Consider the following 14,792-nt stretch of genomic DNA (forward strand, 5'->3'; position numbering starts at 1 on the left):
GCCGTTCGCGAGCCATCCTCTAGGAAAGCCAGAGCGGTCGAGGAGTGAGTGATCATGCGGCGGGAGCCATGAGCAGGCGAGCACGCGCCCGTCGGCGGGACGGACTCGCGCGCGGCGGCGACCGGTTGCCGACGCGCGGGGCGACGGCCGGGGCGGGCCGGTGGAGTGCCCGCGGGGCGGCCGGCGACTGGCTGCTGCTGCCCGGCGGCACGTGGCGGCGCGTCGAGACGATCCGGGTGCGGGCCCTGTTCGGCTGAATGAGGCAGCGGCACCGGTGGCCGGCTCAGGGCAGCAACCGCTGCTCCTTCGCCACCGCCACGGCCCCGGCCCGGGTGTCCACACCGAGCTTGTCGTAGATGCGGCGCAGGTGGGTCTTGACCGTGGCCTCGCTGATGTAGAGGGCGCGGGCGATGGCGTGGTTGGGCAGGCCCCGGGCGAGGTGGTCGAGGATGTCGCGCTCGCGCGGCGTGAGGGCCGGGCGGGGGTTGCGCAGACGGGACATGACCCGGTCCGCGACCGGCGGTGAGAGGGCGGGGCGGCCCTGGGCGGAGGCGTGGATCGCGGTGAAGAGGTCCTCGGCGCGCTCCGCCTTCAGCAGATAGCCGGTGGCGCCCGCCTCGACGGCGCGGGTGACGTCGGCGTCGGTGTCGTACGTCGTCAGGACCAGGACGTGCGGGGCGGGCGTGAGCGCACACAGCCGGCGGGTGGCCTCCACGCCGTCCATGCCGTCGCCCAGTTGCAGGTCCATGAGCACGACGTCCGGCGTCGCCTTGCGGGCCAGCGCCAGCGCTTCCTCGCCGCTGCCGGCCTCCCCTGGAGTGGCCGTCCGGCTCTCCGGGGCGCCCTGACTGCTTCGTCGGCACGGTCGCCGCCAGTGCCGCCGACACCACGAGCGCCGCACCCGCCGCCGTGGCCGCCCGCGGCGGGGACCTCACCGAGACCACGCACCTGACGCTCGACGCCGCCACCAAGGCGGCGCGGGCCGCCGTGGACGCCGCCGAGCGGGACGGCCGGCACGTGTCGGTGGCCGTCGTCGACCGCGACGGCACCACTCTGGTCACGCTGCGCGGCGACGGCGCCGGTCCGCAGTCCTACGAGTCCGCCGAGCGCAAGGCGTTCACCGCGGTCTCCTGGAACGCGCCCACCTCCGAGCTGGCCAAGCGGCTGGAGCAGGCCCCGACCCTGAAGGACATCCCGGGCACGCTGTTCCTCGCGGGCGGCGCTCCGGTCACCGCCAAGGGCGCCCCGGTCGCAGGCATCGGCGTCGCGGGCGCCCCGTCCGGCGACCTGGACGAGCGCTACGCCCAGGCGGGTGCGGCGACGCTCGGCCACTGAGCCCGGAGCGGGACGTGCCGGCAGCCGGCCGGTGCCGGGAAACCAGGTCGCTCCGCCGGTGGTGCACGCCGAAGGCGCCCGGGCGGCCCCTGTGGGCCGGCCGGACGCCTTCGGGTGGTCGGTCAGGACAGGTCGAAGCGGTCGAGCTCCATGACCTTCGTCCAGGCGGCGACGAAGTCCCGCACGAACTTCTCCTTCGCGTCGTCGCTCGCGTAGACCTCGGCGAGCGCGCGCAGCTCGGAGTTGGAGCCGAAGACCAGGTCGGCGCGGCTGCCGGCCCACTTCACCTCGCCCGTGGCGGCGTCGCGGCCCTCGAACGTGGTCTGGTCCTCGGAGGTCGCCGACCAGGTCGTGCCCAGGTCGAGCAGGTTGGCGAAGAAGTCGTTCGTCAGCGAGCCGGGCGTCTCGGTGAACACGCCGAGCTGCGAACCCTGGTGGTTGGCGCCCAGGACGCGCAGGCCACCGACCAGGACGGTCAGCTCGGGGGCGCTCAGGGTGAGCAGGTTCGCCCGGTCGAGGAGCAGGAACTCGGCCGGCAGACGGTTGCCCTTGCCCAGGTAGTTGCGGAAGCCGTCCGCGGTCGGCTCCAGCGCCTCGAAGGACTCGGCGTCGGTGTGCTCCTCGGTCGCGTCGACACGGCCCGGGGTGAAGGGCACCTCGACCTGGAAGCCGCCCTCCTTGGCCGCCTTCTCCACCGCCGCCACACCGCCGAGGACGATGAGGTCGGCGAGGGAGACCTTCTTGGCACCGGAGGAGGCGTTGAACTCCCGCTGGACGCCCTCGAGGGTGCGCAGCACCTGCGCCAGCTGGTCCGGGTCGTTGACCTCCCAGCCGCGCTGCGGCGTGAGGCGGATGCGGGCGCCGTTGGCGCCGCCGCGCTTGTCGCTGCCGCGGAAGGTGGACGCGGACGCCCACGCGGTGGTGACCAGCTGGGACACGGTCAGGCCCGAGTCGAGCAGCTTGGTCTTCAGGCCCGCGATGTCCGCGTCGTCGATCAGCTCGCCCTCGCGCTCCGGCAGCGGGTCCTGCCACAGCAGCGTCTCCTGCGGGACCTCCGGCCCGAGGTACAGCGACTTCGGGCCCATGTCGCGGTGGGTCAGCTTGTACCAGGCACGGGCGAAGGCGTCCGCGAACTCCTCGGGGTTCTCGTAGAAGCGGCGGGAGATCGGCTCGTAGATCGGGTCGAAGCGCAGCGACAGGTCGGTGGTGAGCATCCGCGGGCGGTGCTTCTTCTCCTGGTCGAAGGCGTCCGGCACGATCTCCGCGGCGTCCTTGGCGATCCACTGGTGCGCGCCGGCCGGGCTCTGGTCGGGCTCGTACTCGTACTCGAAGAGGTTCTTGAAGAACCCGTTGCTCCACTGGGTCGGGGTCGTGGTCCAGATGACCTCCAGGCCACTGGTGATGGCGTCCTTGCCCACACCCGTGCCGTAGGTGCTCTTCCAGCCCAGGCCCTGCTCCCCGAGGCCGGCGGCCTCCGGGTCGGCGCCCACGTGGTCGGCCGGGCCGGCGCCGTGGGTCTTGCCGAACGTGTGGCCTCCCGCGATCAGGGCGACGGTCTCCTCGTCGTTCATCGCCATGCGGCGGAACGTCTCACGGATGTCGCGGGCCGCGGCGATCGGGTCCGGGTTGCCGTTCGGGCCCTCCGGGTTGACGTAGATGAGGCCCATCTGGACGGCGCCGAGCGGGTTCTCCAGCTCGCGGTCCCCGGTGTAGCGCTTGTCGTCCAGCCAGGTGGTCTCGGGACCCCAGTAGACGTCCTCCTCGGCCTCCCAGACGTCCTCGCGGCCGCCACCGAAACCGAAGGTCTGGAAGCCCATCTGCTCCAGCGCGACGTTGCCGGTCAGGACCATCAGGTCGGCCCAGGAGATGTTCTGGCCGTACTTCTTCTTGACCGGCCACAGCAGGCGGCGGGCCTTGTCCAGGTTGCCGTTGTCCGGCCAGCTGTTGAGCGGGGCGAAGCGCTGCTGCCCGGCGCCGGCGCCGCCGCGGCCGTCGCTGATGCGGTACGTGCCCGCGCTGTGCCACGCCATGCGGATCATCAGCGGTCCGTAGTTGCCGAAGTCGGCGGGCCACCAGTCCTGGGAGGTGGTCAGCACCTCCGCGATGTCCTGCTTCACGGCCGCCAGGTCGAGCGCGTCGAACGCCGCGGCGTAGTCGAAGCCCTCGCCCAGCGGGTTGGCGACGGCCGGGTTCTTGGCAAGGATCTTCAGGTTGAGCCGCTCCGGCCACCACTGACGGTTGCCACCGCCCTGGGTGGGGTGCAGGGCCCGGTCGTGCGCGACGGGGCAGCCACCGCTCACCTCCTCCGACTTCGCGTCGGTGACGATCGCGTCGTGGTTCTCAGTCATGGCAATCCTTCCGAAATGGACGGAACTCGGTGCTCAGATACTCAGGAACTACGGCCGGCGGAGCAGTCGGGGCAGGTGCCCCAGTAGACGACCTCGGCCTCGTCGATCGAGAAGCCGTGGTCGTCGGACGCGGTCAGACAGGGCGCGTCCCCGACCGCGCAGTCGACGTCGGCGAGGGCACCGCACGAGCGGCACACGACGTGGTGGTGGTTGTCGCCGACGCGTCCCTCGAACCGGGCGGGGCTGCCGGCCGGTTCGATACGGCGTATGAGGCCGGCAGCGGTGAGTGCGTGCAGGGCCTCGTAAACGGCTTGCACGGAGATGTGACCTACACGGTCACGGACCCCGGAGGCGATCGCCTCGACGCCGAGGTGGTCGCCGTCCCGGACGGTCTCCAGCAGCGCGACGCGAGCCGCCGTCACGCGCAGGCCGGCACCGCGCAGCTCCTCTGCGGGGGTCGGAGTCTGGGATGCGGTCATGGCTCCTGAACCTATCCTCAAAAACACGAGGGGTTCAAGAAAACGAACGATGCAATTCTGGCCCCCCTGTCTTCGGCCGGTGTTTACCCGCGCGTGGCTTTGCCCGGCCCGGCCGGAACGTGCACCGGAGCCTGCGGGCATGAACGCATCCTGTGGCCGCGCGTCCCGCCCGGCGGTGCGCCGGGCCGCCGGGTCCACCGAAGGGGTGAGCCCCGCGGCCCGGCCCGGCGCGTCAGCCGTGGCGACATGCCTCCCTCGCGTACCGGCGGGCCAGGGCATGGAAGGCCTCCTTGGGTTCCCAGTGCCAACCGCGGGCCGGGTCGTACGGGCGGTTCTCGATCGTCCGCGTGATGGCGTAGCTCGCCAGGTCTAGGTCGTGCCGCGGGTCTCCGGGGCGGTGCGGGGCGTCCGGGGTGACGAACTCGTAGGCCATGGCCGCGTACAGGTTCATCGAGGAGAAGACGTCGAGGAGTCCCGTGAGGTAGGCGGCCTGGGTCCGTTCGCTGCGGACCGGGTCGCCCTTGATCTCCGCCGGGTTCTTGCGGTCGTCCACGATGTCCCAGCCCATGCCACCGGTCTCGGGTGCGCCGACGTAGGCGCAGGTGCCGAACTCGGTGATGGCCAGCGGCTTGCCCCAGCGCAGGAAACCGCGCAGCTCCCGTACATGGTCGGCGGGCTCGGAGAAGTACGAGTAGTAGTCGATGCCCACGATGTCGAAGAGCCGCCAGTCCACCTGGTCCTCCTGGGCTGCCGCGTAGCTGAGCCGGCCCCGGAAGACGGAGCGCCCGACCGCGGCCGCCTTCGCCGTGAAGCGGTCCAGCCGGCGTTGCATCCGCACGGGGTCGACGTTGCCCTCCAGCAGGTTCCGGATACGTTCGACGGCGTTGTCGCCCGGGACGATGCCGGGCACGTACAGCCAGAACTCGCAGCCCACGCCGAGGTCGACGCCGGCGCCCTGCCGGCGCAGCCGCTCCGCGAACCTGCCGGTCTCGGCGAGGTGGTCCAGGATGTCCCGTTCGGGGACGTCGCCCAGGGTCGGCTGGAGCCACACGTGCAGTCCGCGTTCCGCGGCCTCGGCGGCGGTGGCCGTGAGGCGCTCCACGCCGTCCCCGGTGACGTCCACGGTGTCGGCGTGCAGGTCGTCGCGGATCACTCGGATGTCGCTGTGCATGCGGACCGGGTCGAAGCCGGTCGCCGGTGTCTCGCCCGCGCCGACGGTGTAGACGACGCCCCGATGGCACAGTCCCTGCCGCTGCCGCCCTCGCGCGGCCCGGGCCGTGCCCGCCGGGAGCAGCGTCGCGGCGAGCCCGGCGGAGGCCGTACCGGCGAGGAACTGTGCGCGGTTGATCCCTCTGGTCTTCTGCATACGGCCACCCTGGCGGGCACAAGCCCTGCGGCGCCGTCCCCCGATGGTCTACGGCAGCGGGCCGAAGGAAGGGGATCGGGCGGCGAAAGTCGTGGTTCGCGGGCGGTCGTGCCGTCATGTCCGGAGACAATCCACAAGCAGGGGATGTGCAGGACATGAACGGCACTGGACGAGACGCTGGTCGACGCGAGGCGCAAGGGCGAGGAGGTCACCGGCGAACCGGAACCTCCCGAGGCGACCAACGTCGTCGACCTCATGGAGGCGCTCGACCGGAGCATCGCGGACAGCCGGTCCCGGGGCCGCACCGGTGGCGGCGCAGGGCGCACGCGATCCGGTGCCCGGAAGGGCGGCTCCCGCACCGGCGGCCAACTGGCGTCCCTGTCGAACGCGCAACTGTACGAGCGGGCCGCCGAGGCGGGTGTGAAGGGCAGGCCGAGGATGGCCCGCGACCAGCTCGTCGAGGCACTGGCCGCGGCGGCCCGGCCTGCCCCGCGACGGTTACCGTCCGGCTCCCCCGCCGGTCAGCCCGCCGTCACGTGGACGTAGTCACCGGCGGCGTTGACCGCTCCGGTCGTGCCGGTCCCGGCGAAGCTCCAGCGCCAGTAGCCGCTCGCGGTGGCCTTGGCGGTGGTCTTCAGAGCGCCGCCCGTCCCGCTGGTCACCGTCTTCACGGTGCTGTAGGTGGTGGTCCCGGCCTTGCGGAACTGCAGCTTCACCGGCTGGCCCGGGAAGCCGCCGTAGGTGCCGTTGTTCCAGTTGGCACGGCTCAGCACCCCCTTGACGGTGAGGGTCTTCCCCACGGCCACCGGCTCGGGGGAGGCGTCGGCGGTGAGCCTGGCGGCACGCTTCATCAGGAAGGTGCCCGCGTCGTCCTTCTGGACGAAGTCGAAGTCCTCGGCGTCCACGGAGGTCCACACGTGCCAGGTGCCGGCGGTGGAGTTGGTGTGGGGCGTACGGGGGCCGACGGTGATGTCGGTGGTGCAGGTGGAGGTCGTCTCGCTGCCGGGGACCGCGGAGCAGGACATGGGAGTGTCCGAGCCGGGCCCCGCATGGCCGTCGGGGTTGTCGAACGAACCGTGGTACACCCAGCCGTACGCGTCCTTGATCCCCGAGTTGTCACTCGCCGTGATGCTGAGGGTGAAGGTCTTCGACCCGGTGGCGCCGAGCACGACCGGCTTTCCGCCGTTGACGACGACCTGAAGGATCTGGGTGTCCCCGTCGCCCGCGTCGGCGTCGGCGCTCGTGGCGGCGAGGGCGGACAGGACCAGCGCGCCCGACAGGGCGGTAACGGCACCACGTATCAACATGTGTCCTCGTAATGATGAGTTGTCCGCCCGGAACCGGGACAGAAGTCGAAACCGAACGAATAGTAGTGATCCGACCACCGCTCGGCCGCCGTTTTCGTCATCCCGGGCCGGACGGGTCGGCTTCACTCGTGCGGGTGCACCCGGTGCCGCCGTCCGTGGCATCTCCCGGGTTCCGTCGTTCGGCAGCAGTGTGACGTTCGCAACGTGGCGTGAATGAGACGGGGTGAACGGGCAACGTTCCCCTTCATGCCCCACGCGAACCTCCTGCGGCAGGTGATTCGATGAGCACGGCGACGCCCCGGGCGGCCCCGGCGCCGCCCGCACGAACCGGCACGGCCCCGGCCTCGGCCAGATCGTCCGTGCCCGCCGCCATGTCCTCCCTGCCATCGCTCACCGGCCTTCGCTGGGTGGCGGCGCTGCTGGTGTTCGGCCTGCACGTGAACAACTTCGGCTACTTCGGCGGCGACGCCGGCCGCATCGTCACCTGGGGATTCGGGGCCGGCGCCACGGGAGTGTCGTTCTTCTTCGTGCTCTCCGGTTTCGTGCTGACCTGGTCCGCGCGGCCCCGTGACCGCGCGCTCGCCTTCTGGCGCCGGCGCATCGCGCGGATCTACCCGGTGCACCTGGTCACCCTCGGCGTCGCGTTCCTCATGGCGTACACGCTGGCCCATCAGGCGAAGCCGAAGCCCTCGCAGGCCCTGGCCAACGCCTTTCTCCTGCACTCCTGGTGGCGCCCCTGGTGGCAGACCCTGAACCCGGTCAGCTGGTCGCTGGCCTGCGAGGCGTTCTTCTACGCGGTCTTTCCGCTGCTGATCCTGCTGCTGCGCCGGCTCGGCGCGCGGGGCGCCACGGCGCTCGGCGGGCTGTCGGTCGTGGCGGTGCTGGTCCTGGCCAGGGCGGACGCGCACCACTGGACGAGCCAGGCGCTCTACTCGCTGCCCGCCGCCCGGCTGCCCGAGTTCGTGCTCGGCGCCGTCACGGCCCGGCTGGTGCTGCTCGGCCGGTGGCGCGGGCCCGGTCTCGAGGCCTCGCTGGCCCTGGCGATCATCGGGTACTTCCTGGTCCCGCAGGTGACGCCCGGATACTCCGCGACCGTCTGCACCATCGCCGGGTTCTCCCTGCTCATCCCGGCGGCGGCCGTCGCCGACCTGCACGGACTGCCCTCGCTGTGGCGGCACCGGCGGCTGGTGCGCCTGGGCGAACTGTCGTTCGCCTTCTACATGATTCACCTGCTGGTCCTGCGCGCGGGCACGAACCTGCTCGGCAACAAGCCGCACTTCGGGGTATGGACCGGCCTGGCGGTCACCGCCGTCGTCTTCACCGTGTCCCTCGCGCTGTCGTGGCTCCTGTACGAGGCGGTGGAACGCCCGGCGAGACGCCTGCTGCTGCGCGGCCGCCGTACCGGCGACAGATCCGCCCCGCGGCGGGAGCCGGCCGCCTCCCGCGATGAGGCCCCGGCCACGGCGCCCGACTGAGCCGGTCCGTCCCGCCGCTCGGGCCGGTGCTCCCCGCACCACGATGCGCCCTGGCCCGGTACGCGAACGGGCGGTAGAAACACCCAGGTGCCGGGTCGGCTGCGGGAGGCTGGGGGTCGGATGGACCGGAACATACGTACGGTGGAGGACGTGCTGAAGCTGCTGGACGGGCTGTTCGCGCCGGAGGACGACCGGTGGACGGGCGGGGCGGCCTCCTGGTGGGACGAGTTCTACGGCGACCGGTCCAGGCCGGTGCCGTTCTTCGCGGCGAAGCCGGACGAGAACCTGGTCGGGTACCTGGACCGCGGCCTGATCACGCCCGGGCGGGCCCTCGACCTGGGCTGCGGCCCGGGGCGCAACGCGCTGTACCTCGCCTCGCGCGGTTTCGAGGTGGACGCCGTGGACCTCTCTCCGGCGGCCGTCGCCTGGGGCGAGGAACGCGCCCGGGCGGCGGGAGCCGACGTGCGCTTCCACCATGGCGACGCCTTCGCCCTCCGCCGGGAGGCGCTCCGCGGCCCGTACGAGCTGATCTACGACTCGGGCTGCTTCCACCATCTGCCACCGCACCGCCGGATCAGCCACCTCGCTCTGCTGGAGCGAATGTTGGCCCCCGGCGGTCATTTCGCGCTCACCTGTTTCGCGGCCGGGCGGATGGGCTCCGAGCTTCCCGACGCGGCCTTCTACCGCTCGTCCGGTCTGCGGGGCGGCCTCGCCTACTCCGCCGAGTCGCTGCGCCGGATCTTCTCCGGTCTGACGGAGGTCGAGCTGCGTCCCATGCGCGAGGAGACGGACGACGCACCGCTGTTCGGGAAGTCGTTCCTGTGGACGGCCCTGTTCCGGCGTCCCGCCCAGTGCGGCGAACCGGATGCATAGGCTGCCCGCAGGCAGGAACCCGTGCCTCTCACACAGCCGACAGGACGAGAGGTGAACTCATGTCGCAGGTCGAGCAGTCCGTGCGGGTCGACGTCCCCGTGCGCGCCGCCTACAACCAGTGGACCCAGTTCGAGACCTTCCCCGAGTTCATGGAGGGGGTGGAGCGCATCGAGCAGCGCACGGACACCCTCACGCACTGGGTGACGAACATCGGCGGGGTCCGGCGGGAGTTCGACGCGGCGATCACCGAACAGCGGCCGGACGAACGGGTCGCCTGGACCAGTGTGGACGGTGAGGCGAAGCAGGCCGGCGTGGTCACCTTCCACCGCATCGACGACTCCACGACGAAGGTCATGCTGCAGATGGAGTACGACCCCGAGGGCCTGGCCGAGAACGTCGGCGACAAGCTCGGCTTCGTCAAGCGGCGAGTTTCCGGGGATCTGCAGCGGTTCAAGGACTTCATCGAGCAGCGCGGCGGCCTGGAGACCGGCGCCTGGCGCGGCGAGGTCGGCGGGCCGCACGGCAGCGGCGGGTACTGATCCGTCGCACTCCCGGGTGACATGCACAACAGCCAGGAGAGGCCGCGCCGATTCGGGGTAGACGGCTCTGCGAAACCGGCCCGGCGGCCCTGAACGCCGGCGCCGCTGGACGCAGAGAGGGAGCCGTGGCGGACGTGGGCGGAAGGGCGACCGGCGAGTTCCGGTGGGCGGGTGCGGGACTTCGCGCCCGCCCACCGCGCCGGTGCCCGCGCGCGCCCGTGGTGCCGCCGGCCCCGGCCACCGCACGGCAGCGGGCGGGCCCCGGAGGGCGGCGCGCGTCCGGCGCGCCGGACGCGCGAGCAGGCGGAGGGCCCGACGGCCGGTGCGGTCGCGTCGAGCCCTCTCGTGCGCGCCGGATCGGGCCCGCCAGGACGCAACTCGGGCCGTGCGGCCGGGGTTTGGCCCGGTCAGGGCCGCGAGGCCACCGTTGCCACATGACAATGATCAGCTCTGGGCCGGCCGACCGGCGGCGGCTGCACCAGGTTGTCGGAAGGGAGAGGATGTACGTGCCGGAGCAGGACGCGGACGTGTCGGCGCAGCAGTTGGTGAGTTCCTTTCTGGAGCAGCGCCGGGAACAGATCGCCCAGCGCTGGGCGGACGCCCCGTTGTTCAGTTCGGTCTTCACCGTTTCCCGCGACGAGGTGGTCGAGGCCTGCAAGGCCGTCGTGGACGCCCTGACCGACGTCGCGATGAGCGGACGGCTGGAGGACGTCGCCGCCCCCGGCTTCACCACCGTGCGCGAGCAGTTGGGCCGGATGGCCGCGACCCGGGCCCGCACCGGATCCACCCCGGCGCAGATCGCCGACGAGGTGGCCGGACTGCGCGCCCCGGCGGTCCGGATGCTGCGCGAGGAGTTCCCCGACCCACACGGCCCCGAGGCGCAGGAGAGCGTGCTCGCCCTGACCCTGATCATGGGCACGCTGCGCCTGGTGGTGATGGAGACGGCGCTCAGCGAGGGTGAGGACCTGATCGCGCGGCAACGGCAGCAGCTGCTCGAAGTGGCCACGCCGGTCATCGAGCTGTGGGAGGGAACCGTCGCCGTACCGCTGATCGGGACCCTGGACAGCGCGCGCAGCCAGGTGGTCATGGAGTCCCTGCTGGAGGCGATCGTCGACCAGCGGGCCCGGTACGCCATCCTGGACATCACCGGTGTGCCCACGGTCGACTCGCTCGTCGCGCAGCACCTGATGAAGACGGTGGCCGCCGCGCGGCTGATGGGCGCCGAGTGCATCGTCTCCGGCATCCGTCCGGCGATCGCGCAGACGATCGTGCAGCTCGGCATCGACCTCGGGTCGGTGATCACCCGTGGCTCGCTGGCCGACGCGCTCGGCTATGCCCTGAGCCGGCAGGGCATCGAGATCTCGTCCCCCGCGGACGCGGCAGCGAGCGCCCGGTGAACCAGCCCGTTCCCGGTCAGGCCCAGGTGCCCGTGCTGGCACTGGGCGAGGTCCTGCTCGTCACGCTGCAGGGCGAGCTGCACGACGGCATGGCCGAGCAGCTCCAGCAGGACATCACCGGCCGCGTCGCCACCAGCAGGGTGACGGGTGTGGTGATCGACATCTCCGGCGTGGACATCGTCGACTCGTTCCTCGGGCGGGTGCTCGCGGAGATCGCCTCGACGGCCCGTCTGCTGGCGACCGGTACGGTCCTCGCGGGCATGCGGCCGGCCGTGGCGATCACGCTGGTCGAGCTGGGGCTCACCCTGCCCGGCCTGGTCACGGCCCTCGACGTCGACCGCGCCATGGAACTGCTGTCGTCGGGAGGTACCTGATGCCGGCGTCCGGCCAGGCGTCCGCGACCAGCCTGCCCATCGGCTCGGACGGGGATCTGGCCTGGGTCCGGCAGGAGGTTCGGCAGTGCGCGGCGCGGCTCGGTTTCGGTCTGGTGCAACAGACCAAGCTGGTGACCGCGGCCAGTGAACTGGCCCGCAACACGCTGGTGCACGGCGGTGGCGGCCGGGTGGAGATCACTCAGCTGGACGACGGACGCGGCCGGGGGCTGCGGATGTCCTTCGCCGACGAGGGGCCGGGCATCCGTGACCTCGACCTGGCGATGACCGACGGCTACACCAGCGGTGGCGGACTCGGGCTGGGGCTGAGCGGCGCCAAGCGCCTGGTGCACGAGTTCCACGTCGACACCGAGCCCGGCCGGGGCACCACGGTCACGGCCGTCGCCTGGGTCACCCATGTGCCGTCCTCCCGTCCGGGGGTGGGATGAGCCGGGTGTGGGAGGTCCCGGTGCACGACTCGACGCGCGTGCGGGACGTCCGTGTCGCGGTGGAGCAGGCGTGCGCCCACGCGGGGCTGGACCGGGACCGTACGGCGGTCGCCGCTCTGGTGGCCACCGAGCTGGCGACCAACCTGCTCAAGCACGCGGGCGGGGGCCGCATGGTGGTGAACCAGGTGGGCGGTCCTGCCCTCGACGTGCCGTCCGGTGGGCGGTCGGTGCAGCTGTGCTCGCTCGACCACGGGCCGGGCATCGCCGATGTCGGCGCGGCACTGCGGGACGGGTACAGCACCGCCGAGGGATCCCTCGGCGCGGGCCTGGGCAGTTGCCGGCGGATCGCGAACGCCTTCCACCTGTACAGCGTTCCGGGCCGGGGCACGGTGGCGACCGCCCGGATCGACCCGGTGCCCGCCGGCCGGCGGGCCCCGGCGCGGGAGGTGCCGGTGGGCGGGATCACCCTGGCGCTCGCGCAGGCCGAGCACTCCGGGGACGCCTGGGGCTGGGTGCGGTCGGGCTCCCTGCTGACGCTGCTGCTCGCCGACGGCCTCGGCCACGGCGCCAGGGCCGCGCAGGCCTCCACCACGGCGGTCGAGGAGCTGCGCCGCGCCGCGCATCTGTCGCCGCCGGAGATCCTGCGCCGACTGCACACCGCGCTGCGGCGCACCCGGGGCGCGGCGGCGGTCGTGGCGCAGGTGGACGCCGACCGGCGGGAACTCCGCTTCTCCGGGGTCGGCAACGTCGGCGCCCGGCTGCGCACGGCGGACGGCTGGACGTCCCTGGTCTCCCACCCCGGCATCGTCGGGGCGTACTTCCCCGCGCACGTGCCGCTGCGCCGGGTGTCATGGGGTGCGGACAGCCTGCTCGTGGTGCACAGTGACGGGCTGCCCGGCCGCTGGGCGCCGCCCGACGACCCCCGCCTCCTCACCCATGATCCGACGGTGGTGGCCGCGACGGTCCTGCGCGACGCCGGCAGTCCCGCCCGCCCCGTACGCGACGACACCAGTGTGGCCGTACTGGCCCCCGACCGCCGGACCATCGCCCATGACAGCCGCCTCTGACACCTGGACCATCGCCTCGACCGCCGACGCGGCCCGCGCCCGTGCCCTGCTGGCCCGGCTCACGGCGGACGCCGGCGTGCCCGCGCTCGACCGCGCCCGCTTCCTCGCCGCGTTCACCGCGCGGCTGCGCCGCTGCCTGGACACGGGCGGCGCCGAGGTCGGCGTCCGCGCCGACGCGGCGGGACGGCTGCACGTCGCCGTACGGCAGCCGGGCCGGCCGGAGCCGTGGCGGCACACCCTCTCCTGCCCCGCTCCCCCGCCCAGGCCGCTGCCGGGTTCCGCCGACCTGGACGGTGCGCGGCTCGACCAGGCGGTCCTGGACGCCGACGCGGACGCGGCCGCGATACTGCAGAGCCTGGCCGAGACCGAGGAACTGGTCCGCTTCCACCGTGAGGAGCTGCACCAGACCAACCAGGGCGTCCTCGCGCTGCACGCCGAGCTGGAGGCGGCGGCGCTGGCCCAGCACGAACTCCTCGACGCCGAGCGGGCCGCGCGGGCGGCGGCCGAGAACGCCCGCCGGCTGCTCACGTTCCTGGCGAACGGGAGCGCCGCCCTCAACGCCTCACTGAACCACGAGGACATCCTGCGCCGGCTGCCCGACCTGCTCGTCCCGGAGTACGCGCGGCACGTCGACATCTGGCTCGTGGACGACGAGCGCACCCCCGCGGGCGGCCGCGCGGCCGCCGCGGTGACCGCGGCGCGCACCGGGCGCCCCCAGCACGCGGCCGCCCACCCCGGCGAGCTGCCGGGCGTCGACGACGCGCCTGCCTCCGCCCTCTCCCCGGACCGGCCGCTGCTGTGCATCCCGCTCGGCGCGCGCACGGTGCAGGGCGTGCTGACGCTGGCCGCGCCTCATGACCGCTTCGACCCGGACACCACCGTGATGCTGCTCGAACTGGCCCGGCGGGCGGGCATCGCCCTGGACAACGCCCGCCGCTACGAGCAGCACCGGGACGTGGCCGAGGCGCTGCAGCGCGCCCAGCTCACCGAACTGCCCGGCACGCCCGGGCTGTCGCTGGCCGCGCGCTACCTGCCGGCCACCCACGGCCTGAACATCGGCGGGGACTGGTACGACGCCTTCCCGCAGCCCGACGGGAGTGTGCTCGCGGTGATAGGGGACGTCACGGGGCACGGGCTGCGCGCGGCCGTCATCATGGGGCAGTTGCGCACCGCGCTGCGCGCGTACGCGGTCGAGGGCAACGGACCCGCCCGCATCCTCACGCTGCTGCACCGGATGCTCCGTCACCAGCAGCCGGAGCTGTACGCGACCTGTGCGATCGCCCGTTTCACGCCGGGCGATCCCACGGTGGTGTGGGCCGCCGCCGGACATCCGCCGGCCATCGCGCGCGAGCCCGGCGGCGCGGTGCGCGTGCTGGAGGCCAAACCGGGGATCATGCTGGGTGTGCCGGTCTCCCACGAGTACGAGGATTCCACCGTCCGGCTGCCCGCCGGATCGACCCTCGCGCTGTACACGGACGGCCTGGTGGAACGGCGGGCCGCCGGGATCGACGCGGGCATCGAGCGCCTCGCGCAGGGTCTGGGGGCGCTCGGGGCGGCGGAGCTGGAGGACCTGGACGCGGCGGCCGAGTCGCTGCTGAAGCCGATGCTGCACGACTCCGAACACGACGACGATGTCTGTCTGTTGCTCTGCCGCACGACGGCGTCCTGAACAGCCCCGTGGGGGGGGGGGAGGGGGGGGGGGGGGGGGGGAAGGGGGGGGGGAGGTGGGAGGAGGGGGGGGGGGGGGGGGGGGGGGGGGGGGATGGGGGGGTGGTTGGGGTTCGGG

General features: G+C 72.9%; 15 protein-coding genes and 1 pseudogene. 11 read left to right on the forward strand and 5 right to left on the reverse strand.

Annotated elements, in window-relative coordinates:
• Positions 1-68 precede the first annotated feature (68 nt).
• A complete protein-coding gene (locus tag AC07CM_RS19595; protein WP_478877657.1) occupies positions 69-257 on the forward strand; it encodes a hypothetical protein in 189 nt (62 codons plus the stop codon).
• A 26-nt stretch (positions 258-283) separates the two neighbouring features.
• On the opposite strand, the pseudogene AC07CM_RS19600 reads toward AC07CM_RS19595, so the two are convergent.
• Positions 284-814, reverse strand: a pseudogene (locus AC07CM_RS19600) (response regulator); the annotation flags it as partial.
• Between AC07CM_RS19600 and AC07CM_RS19605 the strand changes: the two are divergent.
• On the forward strand, positions 814-1,335 hold the full coding sequence (locus AC07CM_RS19605; RefSeq protein ID WP_478877793.1) for a GlcG/HbpS family heme-binding protein: 522 nt from the start codon (positions 814-816) through the stop codon (positions 1,333-1,335). The pseudogene AC07CM_RS19600 and the gene AC07CM_RS19605 overlap by 1 nt on opposite strands.
• Positions 1,336-1,457: 122 nt before the next feature.
• On the opposite strand, the gene katG is transcribed toward AC07CM_RS19605, so the two are convergent.
• The 3 genes from katG to AC07CM_RS19620 all read right to left on the reverse strand — a co-directional run bounded on the left by katG (position 1,458) and on the right by AC07CM_RS19620 (position 5,528).
• Positions 1,458-3,683 carry a catalase/peroxidase HPI gene (gene katG / locus AC07CM_RS19610; RefSeq protein WP_478877658.1) on the reverse strand — a complete coding sequence of 742 codons (2,226 nt, stop codon included), beginning with the start codon at positions 3,681-3,683 and terminating at the stop codon, positions 1,458-1,460.
• A 41-nt stretch (positions 3,684-3,724) separates the two neighbouring features.
• Positions 3,725-4,162, reverse strand: coding sequence for a Fur family transcriptional regulator (locus AC07CM_RS19615; protein WP_478877659.1), 438 nt, complete (start codon positions 4,160-4,162; stop codon positions 3,725-3,727).
• Between the two features lie 232 nt (positions 4,163-4,394).
• Positions 4,395-5,528 (reverse strand): abortive phage infection protein, encoded by a 1,134-nt coding sequence (locus AC07CM_RS19620; RefSeq protein ID WP_478877660.1) that lies wholly within the window; start codon positions 5,526-5,528, stop codon positions 4,395-4,397.
• A 255-nt stretch (positions 5,529-5,783) separates the two neighbouring features.
• Between AC07CM_RS19620 and AC07CM_RS19625 the strand changes: the two genes are divergently transcribed.
• Complete coding sequence (locus AC07CM_RS19625; protein ID WP_478877661.1) at positions 5,784-6,074, forward strand: hypothetical protein; 291 nt, start codon at positions 5,784-5,786, stop codon at positions 6,072-6,074.
• Here AC07CM_RS19625 and AC07CM_RS19630 read toward each other — a convergent pair.
• Entirely contained in the window at positions 6,050-6,835 is a 786-nt protein-coding gene (locus AC07CM_RS19630) for a calcium-binding protein (RefSeq protein ID WP_478877662.1), read from the reverse strand. The two genes, AC07CM_RS19625 and AC07CM_RS19630, sit on opposite strands and share 25 nt — an antisense overlap.
• Positions 6,836-7,116: 281 nt before the next feature.
• On the opposite strand from AC07CM_RS19630, the gene AC07CM_RS19635 reads away from it, so the two are divergent.
• The 8 genes from AC07CM_RS19635 (at position 7,117) to AC07CM_RS19670 (ending at position 14,675) form a co-directional block, all read left to right on the forward strand.
• The gene (locus AC07CM_RS19635) at positions 7,117-8,310 is read left to right on the forward strand and encodes an acyltransferase family protein (protein WP_478877663.1); all 1,194 of its coding nucleotides are present in this window, start codon (positions 7,117-7,119) and stop codon (positions 8,308-8,310) included.
• Between the two features lie 120 nt (positions 8,311-8,430).
• Entirely contained in the window at positions 8,431-9,183 is a 753-nt protein-coding gene (locus AC07CM_RS19640; RefSeq protein ID WP_478877664.1) for a class I SAM-dependent methyltransferase, read from the forward strand.
• Positions 9,184-9,242: 59 nt separating this feature from the next.
• Complete coding sequence (locus tag AC07CM_RS19645) at positions 9,243-9,722, forward strand: SRPBCC family protein (RefSeq protein ID WP_478877665.1); 480 nt, start codon at positions 9,243-9,245, stop codon at positions 9,720-9,722.
• A 500-nt stretch (positions 9,723-10,222) separates the two neighbouring features.
• On the forward strand, positions 10,223-11,119 hold the full coding sequence (locus AC07CM_RS19650) for an STAS domain-containing protein (RefSeq protein WP_478877794.1): 897 nt from the start codon (positions 10,223-10,225) through the stop codon (positions 11,117-11,119).
• Positions 11,116-11,493 carry an STAS domain-containing protein gene (locus AC07CM_RS19655; protein ID WP_478877666.1) on the forward strand — a complete coding sequence of 126 codons (378 nt, stop codon included), beginning with the start codon at positions 11,116-11,118 and terminating at the stop codon, positions 11,491-11,493. Before AC07CM_RS19650 ends, AC07CM_RS19655 begins: the two co-directional genes overlap by 4 nt.
• On the forward strand, positions 11,493-11,939 hold the full coding sequence (locus AC07CM_RS19660) for an anti-sigma regulatory factor (RefSeq protein WP_478877667.1): 447 nt from the start codon (positions 11,493-11,495) through the stop codon (positions 11,937-11,939). Before AC07CM_RS19655 ends, AC07CM_RS19660 begins: the two co-directional genes overlap by 1 nt.
• Positions 11,936-13,006 (forward strand): SpoIIE family protein phosphatase, encoded by a 1,071-nt coding sequence (locus AC07CM_RS19665; RefSeq protein WP_478877668.1) that lies wholly within the window; start codon positions 11,936-11,938, stop codon positions 13,004-13,006. The genes AC07CM_RS19660 and AC07CM_RS19665 overlap by 4 nt, the downstream gene beginning before the upstream one ends.
• Complete coding sequence (locus tag AC07CM_RS19670; RefSeq protein WP_478877669.1) at positions 12,990-14,675, forward strand: PP2C family protein-serine/threonine phosphatase; 1,686 nt, start codon at positions 12,990-12,992, stop codon at positions 14,673-14,675. Before AC07CM_RS19665 ends, AC07CM_RS19670 begins: the two co-directional genes overlap by 17 nt.
• Positions 14,676-14,792 lie beyond the last annotated feature (117 nt).

The sequence above is a fragment of the Streptomyces sp. NPDC044061 genome, assembly GCF_056434305.1.